The 14,929-nt window shown below is 64.7% G+C and carries 12 protein-coding genes; 10 read left to right on the top strand and 2 right to left on the bottom strand.

Annotated features, from left to right (window positions below; all coding sequences use genetic code 11):
* The first annotated feature begins 105 nt into the window (after positions 1 to 105).
* A complete protein-coding gene (locus ACVCMJ_RS07165) occupies positions 106 to 456 on the top strand; it encodes a DUF2325 domain-containing protein (protein WP_447080747.1) in 351 nt (116 codons plus the stop codon).
* Between the two features lie 87 nt (positions 457 to 543).
* Here ACVCMJ_RS07165 and ACVCMJ_RS07160 read toward each other — a convergent pair whose 3' ends face one another.
* A complete protein-coding gene (locus ACVCMJ_RS07160; RefSeq protein WP_447080746.1) occupies positions 544 to 1,440 on the bottom strand; it encodes a C40 family peptidase in 897 nt (298 codons plus the stop codon).
* A gap of 358 nt (positions 1,441 to 1,798) precedes the next feature.
* On the opposite strand from ACVCMJ_RS07160, the gene ACVCMJ_RS07155 reads away from it, so the two are divergent.
* The 4 genes from ACVCMJ_RS07155 to ACVCMJ_RS07140 all read left to right on the top strand — a co-directional run bounded on the left by ACVCMJ_RS07155 (position 1,799) and on the right by ACVCMJ_RS07140 (position 7,703).
* Positions 1,799 to 3,685 carry a propionate--CoA ligase gene (locus ACVCMJ_RS07155; protein WP_447080745.1) on the top strand — a complete coding sequence of 629 codons (1,887 nt, stop codon included), beginning with the start codon at positions 1,799 to 1,801 and terminating at the stop codon, positions 3,683 to 3,685.
* A 110-nt stretch (positions 3,686 to 3,795) separates the two neighbouring features.
* Positions 3,796 to 5,085 carry an MFS transporter gene (locus ACVCMJ_RS07150; protein ID WP_447082759.1) on the top strand — a complete coding sequence of 430 codons (1,290 nt, stop codon included), beginning with the start codon at positions 3,796 to 3,798 and terminating at the stop codon, positions 5,083 to 5,085.
* A 212-nt stretch (positions 5,086 to 5,297) separates the two neighbouring features.
* A complete protein-coding gene (gene acs / locus ACVCMJ_RS07145) occupies positions 5,298 to 7,346 on the top strand; it encodes an acetate--CoA ligase (protein WP_447080743.1) in 2,049 nt (682 codons plus the stop codon).
* Positions 7,347 to 7,499: 153 nt separating this feature from the next.
* The gene (locus ACVCMJ_RS07140) at positions 7,500 to 7,703 is read left to right on the top strand and encodes a hypothetical protein (RefSeq protein ID WP_447080742.1); all 204 of its coding nucleotides are present in this window, start codon (positions 7,500 to 7,502) and stop codon (positions 7,701 to 7,703) included.
* A 37-nt stretch (positions 7,704 to 7,740) separates the two neighbouring features.
* On the opposite strand, the gene ACVCMJ_RS07135 is transcribed toward ACVCMJ_RS07140, so the two are convergent.
* Positions 7,741 to 9,390: an electron transfer flavoprotein-ubiquinone oxidoreductase gene (locus ACVCMJ_RS07135; protein ID WP_447080741.1), complete on the bottom strand. Its 1,650-nt coding sequence runs from the start codon at positions 9,388 to 9,390 to the stop codon at positions 7,741 to 7,743.
* A gap of 167 nt (positions 9,391 to 9,557) precedes the next feature.
* Here ACVCMJ_RS07135 and ACVCMJ_RS07130 point away from each other — a divergent pair, with 167 nt between their 5' ends.
* The 5 genes from ACVCMJ_RS07130 to ACVCMJ_RS07110 all read left to right on the top strand — a co-directional run bounded on the left by ACVCMJ_RS07130 (position 9,558) and on the right by ACVCMJ_RS07110 (position 14,924).
* Complete coding sequence (locus ACVCMJ_RS07130; protein ID WP_447080740.1) at positions 9,558 to 9,968, top strand: acyl-CoA thioesterase; 411 nt, start codon at positions 9,558 to 9,560, stop codon at positions 9,966 to 9,968.
* Positions 9,969 to 10,051: 83 nt separating this feature from the next.
* Complete coding sequence (locus ACVCMJ_RS07125; protein WP_447080739.1) at positions 10,052 to 10,750, top strand: CoA transferase subunit A; 699 nt, start codon at positions 10,052 to 10,054, stop codon at positions 10,748 to 10,750.
* Between the two features lie 11 nt (positions 10,751 to 10,761).
* Entirely contained in the window at positions 10,762 to 11,415 is a 654-nt protein-coding gene (locus ACVCMJ_RS07120) for a CoA transferase subunit B (RefSeq protein WP_447080738.1), read from the top strand.
* An 11-nt stretch (positions 11,416 to 11,426) separates the two neighbouring features.
* Positions 11,427 to 13,226: an aminopeptidase P family protein gene (locus tag ACVCMJ_RS07115; RefSeq protein ID WP_447080737.1), complete on the top strand. Its 1,800-nt coding sequence runs from the start codon at positions 11,427 to 11,429 to the stop codon at positions 13,224 to 13,226.
* Between the two features lie 45 nt (positions 13,227 to 13,271).
* Positions 13,272 to 14,924 carry a CTP synthase gene (locus ACVCMJ_RS07110; protein WP_447080736.1) on the top strand — a complete coding sequence of 551 codons (1,653 nt, stop codon included), beginning with the start codon at positions 13,272 to 13,274 and terminating at the stop codon, positions 14,922 to 14,924.
* Positions 14,925 to 14,929 lie beyond the last annotated feature (5 nt).

Here is a 14,929-nt window from a genome sequence, read left to right as displayed (position 1 = left end):
CCGTCATTGCCATCGATAATGAGAACAATTATTATTATCATGTGTAATCGCCAGCCCCGGCGCGGATGCGGATCTGGCATAACCCTCAGGTTTCAGGAGAGCCACATGGCGCAAGTACCTGTCAGTGCATTGGTCGTCGGTGCGGACCGGCTGGGGAATATTCCCGAGCTGTTGCGGCTCCGAAACATTACCATCCAGCACCATATCAGTGGGCGGGAACCAGGGCACCAAAAAAAACTGCTGGCGCTGCCGTCGGGAACTGAACTGGTGATTTTGCTGACGGACTTCCTCGGCCATAACGTGATGAGGACCTTCAGATCTGCTGCGCAGCGCGCCGGCATCCGGGTACTGGCGTGCCGCCGCTCGGTGTGCAGCATGCAGCGCGCGTTGGACCAATGTGGCTATTGCGAGATCTGCTCGCTGGGCGGCGGCAGCCCCCGGAAATTGAGCGCCTGACGGGGTCCCCATTGGACGGCCCGGAAAAACGGCCCCATATCGTGCGATGAGGGGCCGTCGAACGCTGGCTGTGCGGGATGCCGGGCTTTAGCGGCGTGCTGTGCGGACAGGTTTTTTAGCCGTGTGGCTGGTCCGTTTGGCGGTTGCGTGCGTCTGCTTGGCCGTATGCGAGGATTTTTCCGCGCGCGTCGCCTTGGCCGTGTGAGCCGACTTGGCCGAGCGAGTGGACTTGGAGGCGTGGTCTCGTCGCGACTCGTGGGCCGACCGGGAACTGCGCGCGTGTTCGCCGGACTCGGTCCGTTCGGCGGCCGCCCGGCTGGCGATCTTTTCGCCGCCGGCCATATCCAGTCGGCGGGCACCGTTGTAGCGCGACCGCCAGTAGGCCATGTCCATGTCGTCCACCCGGATGGCCGAGCCGGTGCGGGGAGCATGGACGAATTTGTGGTCGCCGAGGTAGATGCCCACGTGCGAATAGCGCCGGCCCAGGGTGTTGAAGAACACCAGATCGCCCCGGCGCAGCTCGTCGCGGTCCACCGAGGTACCCGCCTGGGCCTGGTCACGCGCCGATCGAGGCAGCTTCAGCCCGAGGGACTTTTCAGCCGCGTAGGCCACCAGGCCGCTGCAGTCGAAGCCTTCTTTGGGCGTGTCGCCCCCGAATCGGTATTTGACCCCAAGGAACCGCATCGCCGTGGAGACCATGGTCTTGGGGACGGGAGAAGAGGCGCTCGGCTGGGAGTCGTCGTCGGGGTAGTTGATGGCGAGACTGTCGTCGTTCTTCAGCCAGGCCCCCAGTGGATCCGACTGGGTTCGGGCGAGGTAACTGTCGCGCAGGAGATGATTGGAGGAGTCGCTATTATCGGCCGTCTGTCGGGGCTGCGTCGCGCAACCCGCCAGCACCATCATGCCCGTACATAGAAGCAGCTTGAAGAAGCGGGGGGGGCAGAACAGGGCCGACAGCGCGGTGGAAGAATGTGGCGGTGGCATGGGCTGTAAGTTTTTCTCATCAGCGCTTCTGTCCGAACCGGTCTCATGATGCCGAGACTGACACAAAAACTGCTTGTTGGCCCGAGATTGCTTGGGATCACGGGGTGGACGAACGGAAACACCGGGTTGATGGATGCATACCCGCCCTGCGGGCAACCCCGTGAGTTTATTCAATCGTCCTTTGGCTGGCAACCCGATCGGACGTCCTGTTACGTAACAGAGGCGGGCGCCGTCAGGCTCGCGTCAGGGGATGCCGTTAGTTTCCCCGGTAGGTGTAGCATTGGGCGCACCATGACTGCAACGACAAGAAATGTCCGCGGCCGTAGTCTGTCCGCCGGACGATACCGGAGACAAACGCATGCAGAAGATCCATGAATTCCATCGTCAATCGGTCCAGGACCGGGAGGCGTTCTGGGCACGCGAGGCGCGGCGCATCCATTGGGAGACGCCATTCGAACGCACGCTGGATTATTCCCGTCCGCCCTTTGCGCGCTGGTTCGTGGGTGGCCGGACCAACCTGTGCTACAACGCGGTCGATCGCTGGCTGGCGACGCAAGCCGATCAGCCGGCCCTCATTTGGGTGTCCACGGAAGTCGAGCAGGAAATCGTCTACACGCGAGCCGATCTGGCGCGCGAGGTCAATGCGGCGGCTGCCATCCTTCAGGAACAGGGGGTGGTCAAGGGCGATCGGGTCCTGATCTATCTGCCCATGATTCCGCAGGCCGCCTTCTTCATGCTGGCTTGCACGCGCATCGGCGCGATCCATTCCGTCGTGTTTGGCGGCTTTGCCGCCCACAACCTGGCGCAGCGCATCGACGACGCGCAACCCCGGTTGATTGTCTCCACCGATGCGGGTTCTCGCGGGGGGCGCCCGATCGCCTACAAACCGCTGCTGGACCAGGCGATCCAGCAATCGAGCCACGCGCCGGAACGGGTGGTGCTGGTGGATCGCGGCCTGGTGCCCATGGCGCTCACGGCGGGGCGGGATCTGGACTACGCCACGCTGCGCGCGCGCCATCTCGATGCCCAGGTTCCGGTGGTCTGGCTGGAGGCCAGCGAGCCCAGTTATGTGCTGTATACGTCGGGCACCACGGGCAATCCCAAAGGCGTGCAGCGGGATACAGGCGGTTATGCGGTCGCGCTGTGCGCGTCCATGGAATACATTTTCGGCGGCAAGCCGGGCGACGTTTACTTCTCCAGCAGCGACGTGGGCTGGGTGGTCGGGCATTCCTATGTGGTGTATGGGCCGCTTCTCAACGGTCAGGCTACTGTCATGTACGAGGGCACGCCGGTGCGCCCCGACGCGGCGATCCTCTGGAAAATCGTGGAAGACCACCACGTCAACGCGCTCTTTTCGGCGCCCACGGCCATCCGCGTACTGAAGAAGCACGATCCGGCGCTGCTGCACCGGCATGATCTGTCCTCCCTGGACCGCATTTACCTGGCGGGCGAGCCGCTGGACGAGCTCACGGGCAAATGGCTGTCGGAGGTCCTGCACAAGCCGGTCGTGGATAATTATTGGCAGACCGAGACGGGCTGGCCCATCCTGTCGGCGCAGCCGGGCGTCGAAGAAGTCCCGATGCGGTTCGGCAGCCCGACCTTCCCGGCCTACGGATTCGACGTGCGGGTGGTGGACGAACTGACTGGACGCGATTGCGGTCCCAATCAGAAGGGGGTGGTGGCGATCGAGCCGCCGTTGCCTCCGGGGGCGCTGAGCACCATCTGGGGCGATGATGCGCGGTTCGTGAAGACCTATTTCGAGTCGTTCCCCGGGCGCCTGACGTATTCCACCTCGGACTGGGGCCTGGTGGACGACGATGGCTATTGGTACATCCTGGGCCGCACCGACGACGTGATCAACGTGGCCGGCCATCGGCTGGGCACGCGCGAGATCGAAGAATCCGTCAATACTCATCCCGCGGTGGCCGAGTCGGCTGTGGTGGGGGTGGCCGACGAGATCAAGGGCCAGGTAGCGGTGGCCTTTGCGGTGCTGCGCAACCAGGACCTGCTGGCGGAGGAGGGCGCGCGGGACCGGTTGGCGACCGAAATCCAGCGCGTCATCGAGCAGCGCAACGGTGCGGTCGCTCGCCCGGCCCGCATTCTGTTCGTCACGGCTCTGCCCAAGACACGTTCGGGCAAAGTGCTGCGGCGCGCCATTGTGGCCCTGTGCGAGCGCCGGGATCCGGGCGACCTCACCACCATCGAGGATCCCTCCGCCCTGGAGCAGATCCGCCAGGCGCTGTGACGGGGGCCGGGACCCCACGTCGGGACGGGAATCCCGCCGAACCCTCGAGCGGGCGCGGCGGGGACGGGACCGTTTCGTGCCCGGCCCCCGGCCCCCGCCCGGTTTCGCCGCTGTTGCCCGGCGTGGGCCGCCGCGAGGTCTGGTCCTGGGCCATGTATGACTTCGCGAATTCGGGCTATACCACGGTGGTCCTCACGACCGTATTCAATGCCTATTTCGTGGGTGTTGTCGCGGCCGGCCACCACTGGGGCACGCTCGCGTTGACCGCGGCGCTGTCGCTGTCCTATCTGGTGGTGATGTTCATCATGCCGATGCTGGGCGCGCGGGCCGATGCGCGGGGCGGCCACCGGCGGCTGCTGTATGCCAGCACAGTGGGCTGTGTGGCGGGCACGGCCGTGCTGGCAAGCGTGGCGCCGGGCGACATCGCGTGGGGCCTGCTGTGGCTCGCGCTGTCCAATGTCTGCTACTGCATCGGCGAGTCCGCCGTGGCTTCCTTCCTGCCGAGCCTGGCGCGTCCGGAGTCCATGGGGCGAGTGTCCGGCTGGGGGTGGAGCTTCGGCTATTGCGGCGGGATGCTCACCCTGGGGCTGTCGTTGTGGGTGGCGGCTTCGGCCGGGGCCGAGGGCCTGGGAGCGCCGCATTATGTCCCCTGGATCATGCTGCTCACGGCCGGCGTGTTTGCCCTGGCAGCCGTACCGTCGTTTCTCTGGCTGCGGGAACCGGGGGCCGGCGACGTGCAGGCCGCGTCGTCCATGCTGGCCCAGCTGCGCCGCGCCTGGCGGGAGACGCGCCGCGATTTCCCCGACTTTCGGCGACTGCTCATGTGCATTGCCAGCTATCAGGCCGGAATCACCGTGGTGATCACGCTGGCGTCGGTCTATGCTACCGAAGTCATGGGCTTCACCCTGCAGCGGACCATGCTGCTGGTGTTCCTGGTCAATATCGGCGCGGCGGTGGGTGCCTTCAGCTTCGGCTACGTGCAGGACAGGATCGGCCATCGCCGGGCGCTGGCCCTTACCCTGTCGGGCTGGATCGTCATGGTGCTGCTTGCCGCCCTGGGTCATTCGCCCGCATTGTTCTGGACGGCGGCGGGGCTTGCAGGCCTGTGCATGGGCACCAGCCAGAGCGCGGCGCGTGCCATGGTGGGAGTGCTCTCGCCGCGCCGGCGCCCGGCGGAGTTCTTCGCGCTCTGGACGTTCGCCGTCCAGCTGTCGGCGGTGGTCGGCCCCTTGTGTTATGGACTCCTGGTGTGGGCCACGGGTGGCAACCACCGCGTGGCCTTGCTGGCCACGGGGGTCTTCTTCCTGGGGGGCCTGCTGCAGCTTGCTCGCCTGGATTTCGATCGCGGGGTGCGGGCGCGCGATGCATCCAGCGGTGAGGCCGCTGTCAGTATGGAGTAAGACTCGGGCAGTACGGTGGCAGCGTGCCCGACTTGGGCCGGATCTGGCGGGCCGCCGCAGGGGGAATCGTGGCGTGTCTGCCGCTTCGGCGCGTAGTGCGTCTGGCGTGAAAGTCGCTATTATTATCGATGTGTTTGGGCCGGGGAACGGTTTCCTTGACGCAAGTTCGAAGAACGCTGTGCGCGGCTCGCTTTGGAGAAAGGGAAAGAGACATGACAGACAAAACCGTGAACCGTGACGATGCGGCCGCCAACGAGGCCCAGATCGCGGTGTTGTGGCAGGAAGAAAGCTATTTCAAGCCGTCGCAGTCCTTCATCGACCAGGCCAACATGAAGGATCCGGACATTCGCAAGCGCTTTGGCGAGGAGAACTTCCCCGACTGTTACCGCGAATACGCCGACATGCTCACCTGGTTCAAGCCTTACAAGCAGGTCCTGGATACCAGCAACCCCCCGTTCTGGAAGTGGTTCACCGGTGGCAAGATCAACGCCTGCTACAACTGCGTGGATCGTCACCTGGACAAATACCGCAACAAGGCAGCCTTTATCTTCGTGAGCGAGGTCGAGGATGAGTCGCCGGTCGCCATGACCTACCAGGAACTCTATGTTCGGGTCAACGAGATGGCCGCGCTGCTGCGCGACTACTGCGGCCTGAAGGCCGGCGATCGCGTGACGCTGCACCTTCCCATGACCCTGGACCTGCCGATCACCATGCTGGCCTGCGCCCGCCTGGGCATCATTCACTCCCAGGTGTTCGGTGGCTTCTCGGGCAAGTCCGCTGGCCAGCGCATCCAGGATTCGGGCAGCCGGTACCTGATCACGTGTGATGCTTACTGGCGTTCGGGCCATCTGATCGACCACAAGGAAAAGGCCGACATTGCCGTGCAGGAAGCCCACGACCTCGGTCAGGAAGTCGACAAGGTCCTGGTCTGGCAGCGTTATCCCGGCAAATACAGCGCGGCCACGCCGATGGTCGAAGGCCGCGACGTGTTCATCAATGATGTGCTCAAGCAATATCGGGGCCAGCGCGTGGCGCCCGAGCATCTGGATCCGGAAGCGCCCCTGTTCCTGATGTATTCCAGCGGCACCACGGGCAAACCCAAGGGCTGCCAGCACCGCACGGGCGGCTACCTGGCCTATGTGACCGGCACTTCAAAGTGGGTGCAGGACATTCATCCGGAAGACACCTACTGGTGCATGGCCGACATCGGCTGGATCACGGGTCACTCCTACATCGTCTACGGCCCACTGGCGCTGGCGGCCACCAGCGTGGTCTACGAAGGCGTGCCCACCTACCCGGACATGAACCGCCCGTGGCGCATTGCCGAGCAATTGGGCGTGAATATCTTCCATACCTCGCCGACCGCCGTCCGGGCACTGCGCCGCGTAGGGCCGGAAGAACCCATCAAGGGACCGCAGAACTTCAAGCACATGACGACGGTGGGCGAGCCCATCGAGCCCAGCGCCTGGCGCTGGTACTACGAGCAGATCGGCAAGGGCAAGGCGGTGATCTGCGATACCTGGTGGCAGACGGAAAACGGCGGCTTCCTGTGCAGCACGCTGCCGGCCCTGGACAAGATGAAGCCGGGGAGCGCCGGCCCGGCCTTGCCGGGCGTCTACCCGGTCATCTACGACGAAGACGGCAACGAGCTGCCGGCCGGCTCGAACAAGGCGGGCAACATGTGCATCCGCAACCCGTGGCCCGGAATCATTCAGACCATCTGGGGTGACGACAAACGCTTCGTGAAGACCTACTTCGAGCGCTATTGCAAGAACCCGGACAGCAAGGACTGGCGCGACTGGCCCTACATGTCGGGAGATGGCGCCATGCAGGCCCAGGACGGGTATTTCCGCATTCTGGGCCGTATCGACGACGTGATCAACGTATCCGGCCACCGCCTCGGGACCAAGGAGATCGAGTCGGCGTGCCTGACGGTGCCGGACGTGGCCGAGGCCGCGGTGGTGGCGGTCAACGACGAGATCAAGGGCAAGGTTCCGGAGGTCTACGTTTCGCTGGCGGCGGGATCGACGGCCTCTTCCGACGCCATCGTGAAGGCGGTCAATCAGGCTTGCGAGGACATCATCGGCAAGATCGCCAAGCCGAGCCGGGTGCACGTGGTGCCCGACATGCCCAAGACGCGGTCGGGCAAGATCATGCGCCGGGTGCTGGCGTCGATCTCCAATGGACGTGACGTGGGCGACGTGACCACGCTGGCCAACGCCTCGGTGGTGGAAGACATCCGCAAGCAGGTCCAGGGCTGACCCGCGAAAGCCGGCCCGCTCCGGTCACATGACTGAGGCAGGCCCGGCGGTCCGGCTCACCGGGCGGCTGTCCTCCCCGATTCCTGTCTACCCCTGGGGGCCTCGACCCCCGGGGGTAGAATGCATTCGGACGCACCAAAAAGGAACTGAACGATGACGCAGCTTGTGGACGACGAGGCCCGGCGGTTGCTGGCCGAGGCCGTGCGCGACGCCTGTGTGCGGGCCGCGCTGGATGGCTACGAGCAGGCCGGCATGAGCGGCCTGTGCGCCGAGGGCCGCTGGGAAATGGCGGTCGATTCGATGAGATCGCTGGATCTGGCAGCCGTGCTGCCCGCCCAGGCAAACGCCCAGACCTGAAGGCGGCCGCCGCCGGGCATGCCGGCGCCTGCTGGCTCTACATCCCGTTGTAGACCGGGCCCTCACCGCCCTGGGGCGTCACCCAGACGATGTTCTGAGTGGGATCCTTGATGTCGCAGGTCTTGCAGTGAACGCAGTTCTGCGCATTGATCTGCAGGCGGTCTCCGCCCGATTCGGTCTTCACGTATTCGTAGACCCCGGCGGGGCAGAAGCGCGCCTCCGGCCCCGCGTATTTCGCCAGGTTCACGGCCACGGGGACGGTGTCATCCTTCAGTGTCAGGTGGACCGGCTCGTTCTCGTCGTGGTGGGTGTTCGAGATGAATACCGAGCTGAGCCGATCAAAGGTCAGCTTGCCGTCGGGCTTGGGATACGAAATGCGCGGGCATTGCGAAGCGGGCTGCAGGCAGGCGTGATCGGGTTTGTCGTGATGAATGGTCCAGGGGATGTTGCCCTTCAGCAGCCACTGCTCCACCCCCGTCATCAGCGTCCCGACCGTGCGTCCTTTCTTGAACCACTGCTTGAAATTGCGCGATTTGTTCAGCTCGGCGTGCAGCCACGAACGCTCGAAAGCGGCCGGGTAGGCCGTAAGCTCGTCGTGGCGGCGGCCCGCCGCCACCGCCTCGAAGGCCGCCTCGGCGGCCAGCGCGCCGGTCTTGATCGCGGAATGGCTGCCCTTGATGCGGGATGCGTTCAACACGCCGGCCTCGCAACCCACGAGCACGCCGCCCGGAAAACACATTTTGGGCAACGAAAGCAGGCCGCCCGCCGTCAGCGACCGCGCGCCGTAGGCGATGCGCTTGCCGCCCTCGAACGTGGTCCGGATGGCCGGGTGCGTCTTGTAGCGTTGGAATTCGTCGAATGGGGACAGCCAGGGATTGGCATAGTCCAGCCCCACGACCAGCCCCACGGCGACGAGGTTATCGCGCAAGTGGTACAGGAACGAACCGCCGTAGGTGTCCGAGTCCAGCGGCCACCCGGCGGTGTGCATCACCAGCCCCGGATGGGCCTTCCCCGGCTCGACCTCCCAGAGTTCCTTCAGGCCGATGGCGTAGCTTTGCGGGTCGCGGCCGGCATCCAGGCGGAATTTTTCGATCAACTGGCGTCCGAGGTGGCCGCGCGAGCCTTCCGCAAAGATGGTGTAGCGGCCCAGCAGCTCCATTCCGGGCTGGTAGGCGTCCGTAGGCGTGCCGTCCCGCGCCACGCCCATGTCGCCGGTGACGATGCCGCGCACGGCCGTGCCGCTCTCGTCGTAGAGGATCTGCGCGGCGGCAAAGCCCGGGAATACGTCCACGCCCAGAGCCTCGGCCTGCTCGCCCAGCCAGCGCGTGACGTAACCCAGCCGGACGATGTAGTTGCCGTGGTTGCGGAAACAGTCCGGCAGCAGCCATGCCGGCGTGCTGCGGGAGGCGGTCTCTGTGAGAAACAGGAAACGGTCTTCCGTTACGGCGACATCCAGCGGCGCGCCCCGTTCCTTCCAGTCGGGGATCAATTCCGTCAGCGCGCGCGGATCCATGACGCAGCCCGAGAGCACCTGCGCGCCGATCTCGGCGGCCTTTTCCAGCACGCAGACGCTGACTTCCTGGCCACGTTCAGCAGCGAGCTGCTTGAGCCGAATGGCGGCCGACAGGCCGGCGGGTCCTCCGCCGACGACGACCACGTCGTATTCCATCGATTCGCGTTCAGTCATGGCTAGGTGGCTCCCGGAATGGATTGGCGTGGGGGGCCGGTGGGCCGATAGCCCCCGGTTGATTGCCGGCCATTGTATTGCAGATCGTTATACTGGCGCTTGTCACAGCCGCTGCCGCGGTCACCATCAGGAGTCGGGCGATGCCGTCGGAACCCATTGATATTCAAATGCCTTCCGGGGTCTTCGAATCCCGGATCGAGCTTCGGTGGGGCGACATGGACTCCCTGCATCACGTCAACAACACGCTCTACTTCCGCTATTTCGAGGAAGCCCGTGTTCGCCTGTTCGCCCGGATGCACCCGGACGGCTTTTCGCAGCGGGCCCTGGTGCTCGCCCACACCTCGTGTGATTTTCTCAAGCCTCTGTTGTATCCTGCCTCTGTCATCGTGGGGCTGAAACGGGCGCGCACGGGGCGCAGCAGCATGGAACTCGACGGCTGGATCGTGGATGCTGAAGACCGCCAGTGTGTTCATGCCCGGAGCCGCAACGTCCTGGTCTGTGTCGATGTGCGGACGCAGCGGCCGGTTCCCTGGACGCCCGATGAGCTCCAGGCCCTGCAGGGCTGTTTTTCTGAATGACGGGTGGTCATTTCGCGGGTTCCTGAACCCTGCGTGGGGCCGCCTCCGGATTCTTGGTTGATTGGTCTTGAAGGAAACGTCGTATGGATAAAGTCTATAAAACTGCCGCCGACGCATTGCGCGGCGTGGTGGCCGACGGTCAGATGATCGCCGTGGGCGGGTTTGGCCTGTGTGGCATTCCCGAAGCCCTGATTGCCGCACTGCGGGATTCTGGGGTGCATGATCTGACCTGCGTCAGCAACAACGCCGGGGTGGACGATTTCGGGCTGGGCAAGCTGCTGGGCACGCGCCAGATCCGGAAAATGATCGCGTCGTATGTCGGCGAGAACAAGGAATTCGAACGCCAGTTCCTGGCGGGCGAACTCGAACTCGAATTCACGCCCCAGGGCACGCTGGCCGAGAAGCTGCGCGCCGGTGGCGCCGGGATTCCGGCCTTCTTCACTGCAACCGGCGTGGGTACCGTAGTGGCCGAGGGCAAGGAAACTCGCGAATTCGATGGCCGCGCCTACCTGATGGAACGCTCCATTGTGCCGGACGTGTCGCTGGTCAAGGCCTGGAAGGCCGACCGCAGCGGCAACCTGCAGTTTCGCCGCACGGCCCGCAACTTCAACCCGAACGTCGCGATGGCGGGCAAGATCACCATCGTTGAAGTCGAGGAAATCGTCCCCACAGGCAGCTTCGATCCCGATGAGGTGCATCTGCCCGGCATTTTCGTGCATCGCATCGTACTCAATGCGCATCCCGAAAAGCGCATCGAACAACGTACTATCCGCAACGCATAAGGAGCACCACGATGGCATGGGATCGTGAACAGATGGCTGCGCGCGCAGCCAAGGAACTGAAAGACGGTTTTTATGTAAATCTGGGGATCGGACTGCCGACCATGGTGGCCAACTATGTCCCCAAGGGTATCGAGGTCTGGCTCCAGTCGGAAAACGGTCTGCTGGGTATCGGGCCGTTTCCCACCGATGACCAGGTCGACGCGGACCTGATCAATGCAGGCAAGCAGACGGTCACGACGCTCCCGGGTTCGTCGATCTTTGCGTCGGCGGATTCGTTTGCCATGATTCGCGGCGGAAAGATCAACATCGCCATCCTGGGGGCCATGCAGGTCTCCGAGAAGGGCGACCTGGCCAACTGGATGATTCCGGGGAAGAAGGTCAAGGGCATGGGCGGCGCCATGGATTTGGTCGCAGGCGTGGGCAAGGTCGTCGTGCTCATGGAGCACGTGGCACGCGCCAGGGATGGGTCCGAAAGCCTGAAGCTGCTCCCGGAATGCACTTTGCCGCTGACCGGCGTGGGCGTCGTGGATCTGGTCATCACTGACCTGGGTGTGATGGAAGTCACCCCCGATGGGCTGCGCCTGACCGAACTCGCTCCGGGCGTGACGGTGGACGAGATCAAGTCCAAGACAACCGCGAAACTGGACGTGTCGGCAGTCGCCTGAAGGAAGCTTGCATGAAACCCCTGGCAACGGCGGCCGCCCGCGTCGAAGCATTGCGTGGACAACTGGTACGGGCGGGCCTCCAGGCCTGCTGGGTGCCGACGGCTGATCCACATCTGTCGGAGTATCTTCCGGAGCACTGGATGGCGCGGGCCTGGCTGTCCGGGTTCGACGGCTCGGCGGGCGGCGTGCTGGTGACGGCGGATTTCGCCGGTCTCTGGACCGACAGCCGCTATTGGGTGCAGGCCGAGCATCAACTCCAGGGATCGGGCATCACGCTCATGCGGGCCGGGGCGCCGGACGTGCCGGATGTGCTGGCCTGGATGTGTGCCCATCTGCGGGCCGGGGATCGGGTGGCGGTGGACGGCCGGGTGCTGGATTGTGCCACCGCGCAGCGCTGGCACGATGCGCTGCCGGGCGCCGGGCTTTCCCTCGTGCTGGATCAGGACCCCGTGGGCGCTGTCTGGGCGGGGCGGCCGGTGCTCCCGCGGGCCCCGGTCTATGAACACCAGGCGCCTTATGCCTGCCGCTCCCGCGCCGACAATCTGGCTGCCGTGCGCCAGGCGATGCGGGCACATGGCGCGACGCTGCATCTGATTTCGTCGCTGGATGACATTGCGTGGCTGCTCAACCTGCGCGGCGCGGACGTCGGCCACAATCCGGTATTCCTCGCCCATGCGCTGGTGGCGGCCGACGAGGTCCATCTCTACGTGGCGCCCGGCAAGATTCCGGCGGACCTGGCGGCGGCGCTCGCTGCCGACGGGGTCGCGTTGCGCGACTATGAGGCGCTGGCGGCGGACCTGGCGGCGTTGCCCGTCAATACGGCGCTGCTCGTCGATCCGGCGCGGGTGACGGCCGGTACGCTATCGCACGCGGCACAGGCTCGCCTGGTCCAGGCCATCAACCCATCGCAGCTCCTGAAGTCCGTCAAGACCACCGCGGAGGCGCAGCACATCCGCGAAGCCATGGCCCAGGACGGTGCAGCGCTGTGCGAATTCTTCGCGTGGTTCGAGGCGGCGATGGCCGCCGGCGAATCCGTGAACGAGCTGGATGTGGATACCCACATCACGGCAGCGCGGGCGCGGCGGCCGGGATTCGTCACCACCAGCTTTGCCACCATTGCCGCCTTCAACGCCAATGGTGCCATGCCGCATTATCAGGCTAGCGCCGAGGCGTTTGCCCGGATCCATGGCGATGGGCTGCTGCTGATTGATTCCGGCGGACAGTATCCGGGCGGCACGACGGACATCACCCGGGTGGTGCCCGTGGGATCTCCATCACAGGCCCAGAAAGAGGATTTCACGACGGTGCTGCAAGGCCACATCGATCTCGCCATGGCCTGTTTCCCGGCAGGCACGCCGTCTTCGGTGCTGGATACGCTGGCGCGCATGCCCCTGTGGCGGCGGGGGCTGGATTATGGACACGGCACCGGGCATGGCGTGGGCTATTTCCTGAACGTCCATGAAGGCCCGCAGTCGATTTCGGTGCGGGGGCATGCCCGCCCCCACCAGGACATGCTGGCGGGGATGCTGACCTCCAACGAGCCGGGCTTGTACCGGCCGGGCCAGTGGGGCATCCGCATTGAAAGCCTGGTGCTGGCGGTGCCGGCCGAGCGCACGGAGTTCGGGGATTTCCTGCGGTTCGAGACGGTCACGCTGTGTCCCATCGACACTCGCTGTGTGGTGCGTGCCCAATTGTCGGACACCCAGCTCGCCTGGTTGAATGCCTATCATCGGCAGGTGCGCGAGCGGTTGTCGCCGTTGGTGTCGGGGGCGGCGCGGGATTGGCTGTTGGTTCGAACCGAACCGTTATAATCCAAATTTCCTGCTTCGCCCGGTGGTCCCGGGCGCCTATCCGACATGACCAAGTACGTATTCGTCACAGGGGGGGTGGTATCCTCCCTGGGCAAGGGCATTGCTGCGGCGTCACTCGCCGCGATCCTGGAATCCCGCGGGCTGCGGGTCACGATGCTGAAACTGGACCCCTACATCAATGTGGATCCGGGCACGATGAGCCCTTTTCAGCATGGCGAAGTCTTCGTGACCGAAGACGGTGCCGAAACCGACCTGGATCTCGGCCACTACGAGCGGTTCGTGTCGACCAAGATGCACAAGGTGAACAACTTCACCACCGGCCAGATCTACGAATCCGTGCTGCGCAAGGAGCGGCGGGGCGATTATCTGGGCAAGACGGTCCAGGTGATTCCGCATATCACCAACGAAATCCAGGACTTCGTGGCACGCGGGGCCAAGGCCGCCTGGAATGGCCAGGCCGACGTGGCCATCGTTGAAATCGGCGGCACGGTGGGCGACATTGAATCGCTGCCCTTCCTCGAGGCGGTGCGGCAGATGAGCCTGCGGCTGGGCCGCAACCAATGCGCTTTTGTCCACCTGACGCTGGTGCCGTTCATCGCTTCGGCGGGCGAGCTCAAGACCAAGCCCACCCAGCACTCGGTCCAGAAGCTGCGCGAGATCGGCATCTATCCCAACGCGCTGCTGTGCCGCGCCGATCGTCCCGTGCCGGAAGAGGAACGCGCCAAGATTTCACTGTTTTCCAATGTGCCCCAGGATGCCGTCATTTCCGTGGCCGACGCCGACTCCATCTACAAGATCCCGGCGATGCTGCATGAGCAGGGGCTGGACAGCCTGGTCTGCGACGCGCTGGCGCTGACGCCGCCGCCGGCGGATCTGACGGTCTGGGACCGGCTGGTGCACGACCTCGAAAACCCGCGTGATGCGGTCACCATCGGGATGGTCGGGAAATATGTGGATCTGACCGAATCCTATAAATCCCTGTCCGAGGCGCTGATCCACGCCGGGATCCACACCCATTCGCGGGTCCACATCGAATATCTGGATTCCGAGGAAATCGAACGGGACGGCACCGCCTGCCTGGCGGGCCTGGATGCGATCCTGGTGCCCGGGGGGTTCGGCAAGCGGGGCACCGAAGGCAAGATCAAGGCCATCCAGTACGCACGTGAAAACGGCATCCCCTATCTGGGCATTTGCCTGGGAATGCAGCTTGCGGTCGTGGAGTTCGCACGCCACGTTGCGGGTCTGGGCGGGGCCAACAGTACCGAATTCGATCCGTCGGCGCCCCATCCCGTGGTGGCGCTGATCACCGAATGGCAGGATCGCGAAGGCCGCGTCGAACACCGCGATGGCGAGTCGGATCTGGGGGGCACCATGCGCAAGGGCGCACAGCGCTGTCCGGTCCGCCCGGGTACGCGGGCTCACGAAATCTATGGCGACGAGGTCAACGAACGGCACCGCCATCGCTACGAAGTCAACAACGTCTATGTGAACCGGCTGGAGCAGGCCGGCATGGTCATCAGTGCCCGTACGCCGACCGAGAACCTGCCCGAGATCATGGAAATCCCCAGCCATCCATGGTTCGTGGGGGTGCAGTTCCACCCGGAGTTCACCTCGACGCCGCGCGATGGGCATCCGCTGTTCACCGGCTTTGTCCAGGCGGCCCTGGCCTATCAGCAGCGTCAGGCCACTCACTCGTAGGAGCC

It is taken from the genome of Castellaniella sp. UC4447_H14, assembly GCF_052978285.1.
The sequence above is the reverse complement of the archived record's forward strand: the minus strand, read 5'-3'. Positions and strand labels throughout refer to the sequence as shown.

Excerpts from the sequence above, each read along its gene's own strand:
- ACVCMJ_RS07125 (WP_447080739.1), top strand. The coding sequence starts at position 10,052 with ATGGATAAAGTCTATAAAACTGCCGCCGACGCATTGCGCGGCGTGGTG.
- ACVCMJ_RS07130 (WP_447080740.1), top strand. The coding sequence starts at position 9,558 with ATGCCTTCCGGGGTCTTCGAATCCCGGATCGAGCTTCGGTGGGGCGAC.
- acs (WP_447080743.1), top strand. The coding sequence starts at position 5,298 with ATGACAGACAAAACCGTGAACCGTGACGATGCGGCCGCCAACGAGGCC.
- ACVCMJ_RS07135 (WP_447080741.1), bottom strand. The coding sequence starts at position 9,390 with ATGACTGAACGCGAATCGATGGAATACGACGTGGTCGTCGTCGGCGGA.
- ACVCMJ_RS07115 (WP_447080737.1), top strand. The coding sequence starts at position 11,427 with ATGAAACCCCTGGCAACGGCGGCCGCCCGCGTCGAAGCATTGCGTGGA.
- ACVCMJ_RS07110 (WP_447080736.1), top strand. The coding sequence starts at position 13,272 with ATGACCAAGTACGTATTCGTCACAGGGGGGGTGGTATCCTCCCTGGGC.
- ACVCMJ_RS07160 (WP_447080746.1), bottom strand. The coding sequence starts at position 1,440 with ATGCCACCGCCACATTCTTCCACCGCGCTGTCGGCCCTGTTCTGCCCC.
- ACVCMJ_RS07120 (WP_447080738.1), top strand. The coding sequence starts at position 10,762 with ATGGCATGGGATCGTGAACAGATGGCTGCGCGCGCAGCCAAGGAACTG.
- ACVCMJ_RS07140 (WP_447080742.1), top strand. The coding sequence starts at position 7,500 with ATGACGCAGCTTGTGGACGACGAGGCCCGGCGGTTGCTGGCCGAGGCC.
- ACVCMJ_RS07155 (WP_447080745.1), top strand. The coding sequence starts at position 1,799 with ATGCAGAAGATCCATGAATTCCATCGTCAATCGGTCCAGGACCGGGAG.
- ACVCMJ_RS07165 (WP_447080747.1), top strand. The coding sequence starts at position 106 with ATGGCGCAAGTACCTGTCAGTGCATTGGTCGTCGGTGCGGACCGGCTG.